General features: G+C 42.3%; 10 protein-coding genes and 1 pseudogene. 1 reads left to right on the plus strand and 10 read right to left on the minus strand.

Translation table 11 applies throughout. The features are described 5' to 3' along the window. Positions 1–13: 13 nt before the first annotated feature. The 4 genes from G1O98_RS17830 to mnmE form a co-directional block, all read right to left on the minus strand. A complete protein-coding gene (locus G1O98_RS17830) occupies positions 14–493 on the minus strand; it encodes a hypothetical protein (RefSeq protein WP_163930137.1) in 480 nt (159 codons plus the stop codon). A gap of 472 nt (positions 494–965) precedes the next feature. Further along, on the minus strand, positions 966–1,295 hold the full coding sequence (locus tag G1O98_RS17835) for a hypothetical protein (protein WP_163930139.1): 330 nt from the start codon (positions 1,293–1,295) through the stop codon (positions 966–968). Between the two features lie 50 nt (positions 1,296–1,345). Continuing rightward, entirely contained in the window at positions 1,346–2,116 is a 771-nt protein-coding gene (locus G1O98_RS17840; RefSeq protein WP_163930141.1) for an SDR family NAD(P)-dependent oxidoreductase, read from the minus strand. 111 nt (positions 2,117–2,227) lie between these two features. Next, positions 2,228–3,622: a tRNA uridine-5-carboxymethylaminomethyl(34) synthesis GTPase MnmE gene (gene mnmE, locus G1O98_RS17845; protein WP_163930143.1), complete on the minus strand. Its 1,395-nt coding sequence runs from the start codon at positions 3,620–3,622 to the stop codon at positions 2,228–2,230. A 207-nt stretch (positions 3,623–3,829) separates the two neighbouring features. Here mnmE and G1O98_RS17850 point away from each other — a divergent pair, with 207 nt between their 5' ends. Continuing rightward, a complete protein-coding gene (locus tag G1O98_RS17850) occupies positions 3,830–4,030 on the plus strand; it encodes a hypothetical protein (protein ID WP_012410641.1) in 201 nt (66 codons plus the stop codon). Between the two features lie 98 nt (positions 4,031–4,128). Here G1O98_RS17850 and G1O98_RS40050 read toward each other — a convergent pair. The 6 genes and pseudogenes from G1O98_RS40050 to G1O98_RS17875 all read right to left on the minus strand — a co-directional run. Next, positions 4,129–4,332 (minus strand): annotated as a pseudogene (locus G1O98_RS40050) (Uma2 family endonuclease); the annotation flags it as partial. A gap of 129 nt (positions 4,333–4,461) precedes the next feature. Continuing rightward, positions 4,462–5,832, minus strand: coding sequence for an alkaline phosphatase PhoX (locus G1O98_RS17855; protein ID WP_175586738.1), 1,371 nt, complete (start codon positions 5,830–5,832; stop codon positions 4,462–4,464). 325 nt (positions 5,833–6,157) lie between these two features. Next, on the minus strand, positions 6,158–7,789 hold the full coding sequence (locus G1O98_RS17860) for a mucoidy inhibitor MuiA family protein (protein WP_163930145.1): 1,632 nt from the start codon (positions 7,787–7,789) through the stop codon (positions 6,158–6,160). Positions 7,790–7,899: 110 nt separating this feature from the next. Beyond that, the gene (locus tag G1O98_RS17865; RefSeq protein WP_163930147.1) at positions 7,900–8,841 is read right to left on the minus strand and encodes a LysR family transcriptional regulator; all 942 of its coding nucleotides are present in this window, start codon (positions 8,839–8,841) and stop codon (positions 7,900–7,902) included. Between the two features lie 241 nt (positions 8,842–9,082). Continuing rightward, complete coding sequence (locus tag G1O98_RS17870; RefSeq protein ID WP_114082839.1) at positions 9,083–9,880, minus strand: BMC domain-containing protein; 798 nt, start codon at positions 9,878–9,880, stop codon at positions 9,083–9,085. A gap of 56 nt (positions 9,881–9,936) precedes the next feature. After that, positions 9,937–10,710: a transferase gene (locus G1O98_RS17875; RefSeq protein WP_163930152.1), complete on the minus strand. Its 774-nt coding sequence runs from the start codon at positions 10,708–10,710 to the stop codon at positions 9,937–9,939. Positions 10,711–10,791: the final 81 nt, after the last annotated feature.

A 10,791-nucleotide genomic window follows, 5' to 3' on the forward strand; every position in this document is an offset into this window, starting at 1 on the left:
TTGCAGAAAACAGCTATGGTGCGATCGTTAAGGTAACAACGTAAGTATAAATGCCTGGTGTAAATGCTACAGGTCGCTCTATGAGCAAACCCACCTCTAAATTGGTATTACCTGCTGGTAAAGTTGCACTCCCACCGCCGACATCACTGCGAAGGTTAGTCGAACCAAATTTTAAAAATCCGATGTGCGTTGTTCCAGAAGGATCGGCACTAGGTCCAGATACAAATCTGGGGGGTGAAACAGAGATGGTGGCAGGCGTGCTAGTTTGCACACCCATAGTCGCAGGAGTTTGTGATTCAAACTTTGTCGGAATTCCACCAGAACTGCTAGAAATAGTTGGTTCAGCAGTGCCAGGCGCAGGAGCATTAAAGGTAGCTTCAGCTGGAACTGTTCCACTGAAAGGAACATCTGCACTTTGAGCGATCGCAGCTTGATTTAGAGTGAATGCACTTGCCAGCACCAGGCTAGAGATTAACGCTAGACGGTAAAACATAAAGAAGTTACCTGATGACTCAGCTTTATCCTGTATCAGTGCATATTTTCATAATATCTATCAAAAGATACAATATCGACAGCATAAATACGTATCTTAAACACTGAGTTCAAATTGCGTTAAGATACTTACTTGTATAAAATTTTAATAAAATCTAGAACTAGCACTTTCAAGGTGGATAAGAATTTTGCTTAAGAAATTCCTCTTTAACCTCTTGACTGTAAAGAAAAATGAACTAGCTAAAATCCTTATACCTATTGCCTATTGCCTATTACCTTATCCCAACGACAATTATTTACGCCCACTTACTACTATTTCTAAGATACAAGGTTGGGTGCAGCGATCGTGTAACCCAACATAAAATTTGGTGGTAATGTTGGGTTGCGTTTCACTCCACCCAACCTACATAAATATATCTTTTAAAAAACTACGCCAATACTGATACGCTTTCTGCTCTATGTAATATGCAAAGTCAGTTATGTACATTATCTGAAAAATATGTTGCTGAGGATACAGAGTTTTTGCCAACCAAGATAGGTTCTCCCTTTACTCCTCCACGGGTAAGAGTACAAATTTTATAAAGGTTTTCGCACTCAAAGATTGCCATAACTAGCTCTTTCCCAGTTTGATAAGAGGATGGTAAGGGTTTACCTACCTCGCATTCCATATCAATTTCGCGATCGCGCCACTGTAACTTCCAAATACGCTTTTCGGTTATTGGTGCTTTGACAGACCGAGCAAAAGCACTATACACTTGCTCTGCTTTGATATCATCCTTGGCTGCTGGCACAAAAAACTTCATAGGCTTTGGTTACAAGTAATGTGAGTTTCACTAGCATCAGCGTAACGCAGTTACCAAGGCAATCTGCTTCCATCCCACGAGAAAAACTGCCCACTATCGCCTTCTTGAAGCTGTTCAATGACAGTCAATAATTGGGTAACAGTGCGTTCCACTGAGAATAATTTTTCCGCAGGTACATTTTTCTGGAAAGGACGGGAAAGGCGCGTATCAGTTGTACCAGGATGTAATGTCACTATTAATGCTTTAGGACAACTTCTTTTATACTCAATTGCCGCAGTTCGCATGAACATATTGAGTGCTGCTTTAGAAGCGCGATAGCCATACCATCCACCGAGTTGGTTATCGCCAATACTGCCCAATTTAGCAGAAATACTAGCGAACACACTGCGTTCTCCATGACGCAACAGAGGCAATAGATGTTTAGCTAGCAAGACAGCACCAATACTATTTATCTGAAAGTAGCGCAGCAAGTTTTCTGAATTTATCTGTCTTAAGCTTTTTTCAGGTTGCAAAGTATCTTCATGCAACAGTCCTACACAGTTAACTACCAAATGCAGTTTGTCAACTTGGGTATGTATTTTTTGAATAGTTTCAACAATCTGCAACTCGTCAGTAATATCCATCTCTAAACAAATTAATCGCTCAGAATGTTCGTCTACAAGAGCTATTAAATCGGGGGTTAATTCTAGCTGACGAGAAGTTGCAAAAACTTTAGCTATTTTCTCATCCTGTAGCAATCTTTTTACAAAACCAAAACCAATACCTTGACTGGCTCCCACAATCAATGCGTTTATAGAATTTATTTCATCGTTTAAAGACATAAAGTTTTAGGATTTAATAATATTTAAAATTGATAATAATTAGGATAGATATTGGGTTGTGATTCGCTTCACCCAAACTACCCAGATTAGCAAAAATAGAACATTTGGAGTTTATTTACCAATGCAAAACTTACTAAAAATCCTATCCAAAACTGATTCTGTAACTTCTTCACCAGTAATTGTTCCTAGTGCCTGGATTGCACCGCGTAAGTCAATTGTCCAAAAATCAAGAGGGAGCTGCTGGACAATTGTTGTTTGTACTTGTTCCAAAGAGATTTGAGCTTGAGTTAAAGCTGCTGCTTGCCTTTGATTAATGGCTAAATCCATATCAGCAGCTTGGACTTTTTCTGCTTTGACTAGCTCTAAAATTGCTACTTCTAAAGCATCAATACCTTGATTTTGGGCTGCTGCTGTGAGAATTTTAGATTTTAGATTTGATATCTGAGATAGAAGAGTTCTTCTTTCGTTTTCTTCTACTAAGTCAATTTTATTAATGACTAAAATTAATGGACGGTGTTGTACTTGTTCGTAAATTTCTCGATCGCCTTCTGTCCAACCTGCTGAAGCATCGATGGTAAGCAAGACTAAATCAGCTGCATTGGCGGCACGACGCGATCGCTCTACGCCAATTTTTTCCACTTGATCTGTTGTTTCCCGAATCCCGGCTGTATCTAGCACTTGTACGGGAATTCCCCCGACAACTAGCTGGGATTCCACCACATCGCGGGTTGTACCAGGTAAGTCTGTGACGATCGCGCGATCGCTCCGGCTCCAAGCGTTCAATAAGCTCGACTTACCCACATTTGGCCGCCCAACAATTGCCACTTTTAAACCTGTGCGTAGCAACTCACCTTTGTCTTTAGTTGCCAATAATCTTGTTATTTCGGCGGCAATTTTCTCGATTTCTGATATTATTGCTTTATCATCCAACGGCGGTAAGTCTTCCTCAAAATCGATTCGAGCTTCGATTTCTGCCAAAATATCTAGACAGTTAGCGCGTAACTGCCGGATTGGATGAGCTAATTTTCCCTGTAAACCAGCTAAGGCAGTTTGGGCAGCTTGAGGTGATTTAGCTCCCACTAAATCAGCAATACCTTCGGCTTGAGTTAAATCCAATCGCCCATTCAAAAAGGCGCGGAGAGTAAATTCTCCTGGTTGAGCTAGTCTTGCACCGTTTTCCAAACACAGTTGTAATACCTGCTGTACTGCCATTATTCCCCCGTGGCAATGGAATTCCACCACATCTTCACGGGTGTAAGAACGAGGTGCTTTCATAATCAGCAATAGGGCTTCATCTACCAATTGTTGGGTTTGGGGATGACGAATATAACCGTAGAGAATCTGGTGAGTTTCCCAAACTTGTCGCCCTGGTGCATGAAAGAGAGTTTGGGCTAGAGCCATTGCTTCAGAACCTGACACCCGCACAATACCAACACTACCCTGTTGGGGGACAACAGCAGTTGCGATCGCAGCGATAGTTCCAGTAGTAGCAAAAACTTCTGACATGAGTGCCCTTCATAAGAGTGAGAAATTAGGAGTCAAAATCATAACTCATAACTGATAACTTTCTAAATGGTAGGTGTTTAGACTAATAGGATAGCAACTGGCAAGGTAAAATTTACCTAGAGGTTAATGCCTGATAGTAAAGAGTTAGGGGTGAATATTAGAACTCACAACTTTATAACTTATAAGTTTTAGAGAGAGGAATTTACTGTGGAGCAAAAGATTAACTGTGCTGTAGCCTGTGTTAACGGATGTGTTTTAGGGGATAAATGCCCCAACATCGAGTTTAGAGAGGCCGCTGCAAAATTTATTGAAGAGACTCCCTTAGACAAAATGTTGGAGTTGGCACAAGAACGCCTGCGTAAAAAAATGACTGAACCGCCAAAATGGGTTTTTCCTGAAGATCCATAGCATTTGCACCAACAGGCACAAGCAAGACAGCGAGGAGCTTAAATAGTATCTGGATCTATATTTAATTCTCGCAGTTTTGCTGCCAAGCGATCGCTGCTTTATTTCTCTTGGTGAGCGCGTTGCTTTTCTTGTTCAGCCTGTTATGCAACTTCTTCGAGTGTTGAAACTAGTTCTCCTTCAGGCGTAAAAAAGCATAACTTTTCTTGATAAGCACCTAAATATAAACCTAGCTGTTGACTTCACAACCACCCTTATGGATTGGGTTCCACTGGTTAATATTCACCATCAAACAAATGAAACCCTGTACATAAAAAAACTACAAGTAATCTGGTATACGAAAGATATCTTGAGTAAATACTAAAAACAGGGCTACTCCAAGAATTAACTGGAGTACCCATGTAAGTGATCAAATCATTTAGATGTAATTAACTTTATGCTCGGTTTCTGCTCCAAGGGCCCCAAATCGCACAGGTAATTCCAGGGGATTGGAGATTGACAAACATTGTGCGGCCATCAGGTGAAAAGCAGGCTCCTGCATATTCACTGTCATTGATATTGTTTTTTGCAAACTGATACAGCTCGCCGCTTTGATTAACGCCGACAATATAACTGTCTCCGCCTCCATCTTCACAAAGAATAAGATCCCCAAAAGGAGCAACTGTAATGTTATCAGGGAAGTCTAGTACACTTTCTCCAGGAGACTCAACGACTAAAGTCAATGTGCCGTTGCTGGGATTGTAAGCAAAAACTTGACCAAAACCAGCGTCACCACCACTGGTACAGGTAAAGTAGATCGCGCCATTGCTATACCAAGCACCTTCACCCCGCGCAAAGATTGCAGCACCCCTTGCCTGGGCTTGCCCCCGCACTGAAGCAGAACCATTATCGGTGTTGGGATCAACGTTGTTAATCGGAACCCAGGTCGTTGACAACGCTATATTCTTATAGCGGAGGTAGTCTTTGCGCGTATCCGCAGGTGCGCCTACAATGACAAGCGCCTCAAGCACGCCACCGCTTTGCAAGTTACCTTGCTGGTTAGGGCGGAATCTATAGAAACAGCTATCGCCCCTGTCTTCGGTTTGATAGACCCATCCAGTTGCCGGATCAACAGCAACAGCTTCATGGTTAAAACGTCCCATAGCAACCAGAGGCACTGGGTCAGTAACCTGAATTTCGTCTGTCGCTGGCACTTCAAAATTATAGCCATGCCTTTTGGTTGCTCCACCAGATGAAGGAAGCGTTACGTCCTCTTCACAGGTAATCCAGGTACCCCAAGGAGTTGTACCACCTGCACAGTTACGAATTGTGCCGCCCAGAGAAGCAAAATGCTTGATTACCCGGCGGTCGGGTCCAACCAAGATGTTTGTCGTGCCACCACCCAGGCGATCGTATAGTTTTGCTGTAGGTACACGAACTGGGTTAGAACCCAAAGCACTTATTTCATGATTCCGCACCAGAATTGTAGTGTTCTTAGGACCCTGGAATGCAGCCATGCCATCATGAGCCGCAGGCACAGTACCACCATCATTCATTGCCTGACCTCTTACTGAGATCGCTGTGTAATTAAAGCCAGGAGGAAGCTGCAAAATGGGAGTATTGCCTAAGTCAATACCACTCAGAATGACACCTTGGAGTTCATCTGCATTTTCGGCTAGCTTAGGCGCTAGAGGACCAAAACCAATGCCGTTGGCAACTTGACCATTAGCACGTCTTGCATATAAGGCTTCCAGAGGAGAAAGCATTGTAACACCGACAGCACTCGCACCAGCCAATGTAAAGAAGTTACGTCTTGATAATTTCATTAGTATACTGTCAGCAAAACTTCAGAAACCTAATAAATAGTAAAAGTTTGCCTTTAAGGAATTATTAAGATAACGTTAATACGAACTTTTATACATAAAATAACTGTGCTGTTAAAAACTAGCAATTAATAGAAACAGAGGTTCCAATTCTTTAATTACAAGAAACCTTTGGCAAAAGAAATGTAGTATTTTGTCGTATTCACTTTTTCAAACTCAAATTATTACACTTGCAACTTGCTGTAATTATAAGAAGAAGCAAGGCTTTTGAGGATTTATTATCCTGAACTCAGGTTACTATAATGTTTGTCTAAGGTTCACGTGAATTCTAAATATCTAACCCAACAACCATTAACTCAGGCGGATGTTCAACATTGAACTGGTAATATATATCTCTTTTTTCCTGTGCTGGAAGCGTTAACTGCCATTCCAAAATGCCCATTTCACCTAGTTGAATTTGTGGGTTACTACGGCTGAGGCGCACTTTAATTTGCTCGTTGCGGCTAACTGGCAATTGTTCAGTTACTTTCAGATTTACTTCTTTGTCGAGTAAGTTAGTAATTATCAACCGATAACTATAAGTAACCCGGCGCTGGTTGCTAATCAATCTTTTGTCTACCAGGCGTTCAACTAAATCGCGCTCAATTTTCAAACCTTCATCCATCCCTAAATTCAGTTTGAATTCTTGTCCTGGTGCAATATTCTCTAACTGAGTTGTCCCGATAAAAACATTGTTGCGGAAAATATTCGCTTTTCCTGGTAACAAAGTCGCACCATTGGGATTATTTTTTACATTTGCTTGCAGATAAGCAAAACTTACCAAACGCGGCATTGCCACATAATCAAAGTTACAAGGATAATCGTCATTAAAAATTGTCGTTTTATGGGGTGCGCCATCACTGGGAATGTTACCGCCACCATTCAATTTAAAGGTAACTACACTCCCTTCTTTGGATACTTCTGCTGTAACGGTTTCTGCTGGGATAAGAACATCATCTGCACCTTGGTCTTCTTCTTGCCAATCTGCTCTGGCAGCAGAAGCAGGCGGTTCTGCTATGCTAGGCAGCAGTGGTGGTTGAGCAGCAAATCGTCGTTGTCGTAACATTTGTGGACGTGGCGCATCAATATACCAGGGTTCAAGTTTAGGTGGGAGAGTACCTAATCCCGGTTTAGCGGTAGAAAGGGTGAGATTTGCACCAATCCAATCTTCGCCACTACTTTGAGTGATTTCTGCAAGGTAGCCCAGATGCACAATATCGCTGGTAGTGTTAAAGCGCAAGTCATAAAGCGGAGTCCAACTGGCGCGATTTACTATGTAAGACACCTCTAATTCAAATTCGCCTTCACCTGCGACTTCAACTCCTACAACTATGCTCAAACTCTCTTTGGGATGGGGTGTTTGAATTTTTTGCAACGAGGCGCGGAGTGCTTGCAGTTCTTTATCTAATTCCTGCTGTTGGGTTTTGCATTCTCCAGATGCGATCGCATATTCACTATACTGGCTTCCTAGAAAGTTCAAAAAATCCAAAGTTTCGCTCAGACTAAGATTTTTCCGAGACAAACTTTGGGCAAAAGGTTCCTCTGTTTTTTCACGTAACCCGGCGATGAAACTAGATTGTAATACTAAAGCATCGACTTGGGCTTGGAGGTGGCGTTTTTCTGCTTCTAACTGCTCAATTTGCCTTGTTAAATGTGCAACTCGCTCTGCCACTGGTTCAGTGGTGTAAATGCGATCGCTACTCACTCCCATCAAACGCACTCCCACTGTCCCTGTACCGCTAACCCTGATAGACTCAGTTTCTAGAGTCTCTGGCACTGAGGTAATTACTAATTCCTGTTCAGTTCCTGTTAAATCAACTACACCCCGCCGTGTAACCAATGCTCTGTCAGCATAAACTGTAACAGCTACAATCTCGCTTTGTACTGTTTTGCGCCAAGATGGTATTTCCGGGTTAACCATTGCCAGTTTTCCCCCATTTTTAATTGATTCTGCTGGTTAATTGTCAATGGTTGCCGGTCTAAGAGTCAACCCCTTTGGGTAATTCGTAATTCGTAATTCGTAATTATGAATTACCCGTGAGTTGGTTCAAGTGTACTAGAAGTGGTTTCAGTGTTTTGATCTACAAAATTCCTTGCCGCAGCCAGGAGATAGTCATAATAGGCACGAGCGACGATAGATAGCTGCTTGCCTGCGGGGTAAACCATGTACCAATGTCGCTGAATGGGGAAGTGTTGGACATCTAAAATGCTAAAATCTGAAGCGTCTAATAGTAAAGTATGACGAGATAAAACCGAAATTCCTAAACCACCTGCGATCGCTTGTTTAATTGCTTCGTTACTTCCCAATTCCAGCTTGACTTTTACTGTCACCCCTTGTTCTTCAAATAGGCTTTGGACGGCGCGACGAGTTCCTGAACCTGGTTCTCGCATAATAAAAGGTTGGTTAGATAGGCGTTGGATCGGAATATTCTTTTCCTTGGATAACGGATGATTAAGCGGTGCAAAGACGATCAAAGGATTTTCTAAAAATGCCTCACAATTCACATCCATATTGTCTGGGACTTGACTCATAATATACAAGTCGTCCAGATTTTGACTCATCCGTTCCAAAATTTGTTCGTGATTCGTTACTTGTAGAGAGATATCAATCCCTGGATAAAGTTCGCAAAACGGCCCTAACAAACGTGGGATAAAATATTTTGCTGTTGTAATCACTGCCAAGCGTAATTGTCCCTGTTTTAGCCCTTTTAAATCTGCCACCTTCATTTCATACTGGGCTATATTTTCAAAAATCTGCCGACAAGTGGCAAATAATTCTCGTCCTGCCTCGGTGAGATACAACCGCTTTCCTACTTGCTCAAATAATGGCAACCCTACCGATTTTGTGAGTTGCTTAATCTGCATAGAAACGGTAGGTTGGGTGAGAAACAATTCCTCAGCAGCCCGCGTAAAGCTACTGTGCCGTGCCGCAGCCTCGAATACCTTTAACTGGTGCAGCGTCGCTTGTTTCAAAGGTGGTTCTCCTCTATATAGTTATTCATCGATATAAAACTAGTATTAACTGAACAGTTGCAAATGGTATAGCAATACCAATAGAAATTTACGAGTTTTATTATAGATAAAACTCTATTACTTCTATTAAAATAAAGGTATTTTATTTATAGATTGAAGAAGCTATTATCAAAACAACAAGAAAAGCGTAAGATTCCTTCCACTTCCCGATGAATGATGATTTTTCGAAATTCATCTATCATCATTCATCATTCCATAATTCTTCTACAACTTCTGCAATTTTTGTAGGTAGTTTAGTTAAATCTGGTAATCTTAGCACTTCTATTTCGGCAACTTGTTCTTTAATGTTCACTGGCAAGTTTAAAGGCTGCTGTGTTTCTATCCAGCAGCTTGCTAATGGTAAAGTTTGCTCCATTTCATCAAGTGGTCGCGGAATTACCATCACTGCATTTAATTCCCCAATGCGTTCTGCCTCAAACATTCCCGCTTCCACTGCTACCGCCACATTTGCTACGGAACCACGAATAATGGCTGTACACAAACCCCCACCAATTTTTTCGTAAGCTGCTAAATGAACATCAGCAGCTTTGAGCATGGCATCACACGCGCCTACCATCGCTGGAAATCCTCGCGTTTCTACCAAACCAATTGCTTGATTACTCAGACGGCTAGAATTACCCTCTTCCATCAATTTAGTAAAACGGGTTGTGATGGGAAGTACTATATCTAAATTAGGATAAGGCCGAGGAATCACTAAGCTAGAAACTAACTGACCAAACTGTTCAGCTGTTTGCACACCAGATTCTACAGCTAGACGCACGTCAGCAATTCCACCCCGGACGATCGCAGTACAATATCCGCCACCTATTTTTTCATACCCAACTAGGTGAACTCCTGCTGATTTCAGCATCATATCCGCCGTCCCAACTATTGCTGGAAAGCTGCGGGTAGAAACTAAACCTAAAGCAGTATCCTGGAAGGTGTCTCGATGACTCGTTCCTTCGATGGCTTTCATAGACCGTTGATTAGATGTTTCCATTTGAACTTTCCCAGATAATCACAAAGCCTACAACTTACAATTAACACTTACTCGGACTAATCGTCAGAGTTTGGGTTGCTTAAGGATTGTCTATGAGGAAACAATGTAGTCAACAGTCTGCTTATGCTCCCTTGTCCATAAATCTGAGTCCCGAAACCGTTAGGGGATTCTGTAGTTAGCTGATTGGGGTCTGAGTCAGGTTTTGTAGGCTCTTGGGTGGGTTCTTGCAAGGGGGGTTCAGCATCCTTGGCTGGTTCCTCCACGGTAGAAGGCTGACTTTCAGGAGTGGCGGGAGATTTAAAGTAAGAAATCGACTTATTTTGTTTGAAATCCACAAAAGCCGCAGCTGAGAAGTTAGTTGAGGAAGTTACCTTTTCCTTAACTTCTCCTGAGCCATTTTCTTCTTCCTTCTGCGGTGGCGCACTTGTAGCCGTAGGGTTATTCGTGGATGGTTCCGGCTGCTTTGTTTGAGCAATTTGCCGACTGGTGTCTCCTAAAATCGATCCAGGTGGAACTACTTGTCCAGGTTCAACTGAATAGTTAAAAACTGTTGTTGCTGAACCAATGCAAGCATTTGCTCCAATTTTGCCCTTGCCAACCATCAAAAAACCGGCTCCCAGGTTTGCCCCCGCTTCTACCTCTAGGGTTCCTTCATGGACTTGGAGAATGGCTCCCATGCCAATACAGACCCCTGGGCCAATGATGATCTTGCTGTTTTCAGCCGCTTGAAGGATCACCCCAGGTGCAAGTACTGCGCTTGGATGAATAGTCACCTCACCACTAATGTAAGAATCAAAATTATTGCTGAGGCGCAGTGACAGCACAGACATGAAAGTTTTAACCTCGGAAGCCGGAGTGGGGATGAGGAGCAGGGGAGGCAAGGGAGGCAGAATTATTGATTAATGCCCAAT

Origin of the sequence: Nostoc sp. UIC 10630 (assembly GCF_010747425.1) — a bacterium.
GTDB lineage: Bacteria > Cyanobacteriota > Cyanobacteriia > Cyanobacteriales > Nostocaceae > Nostoc.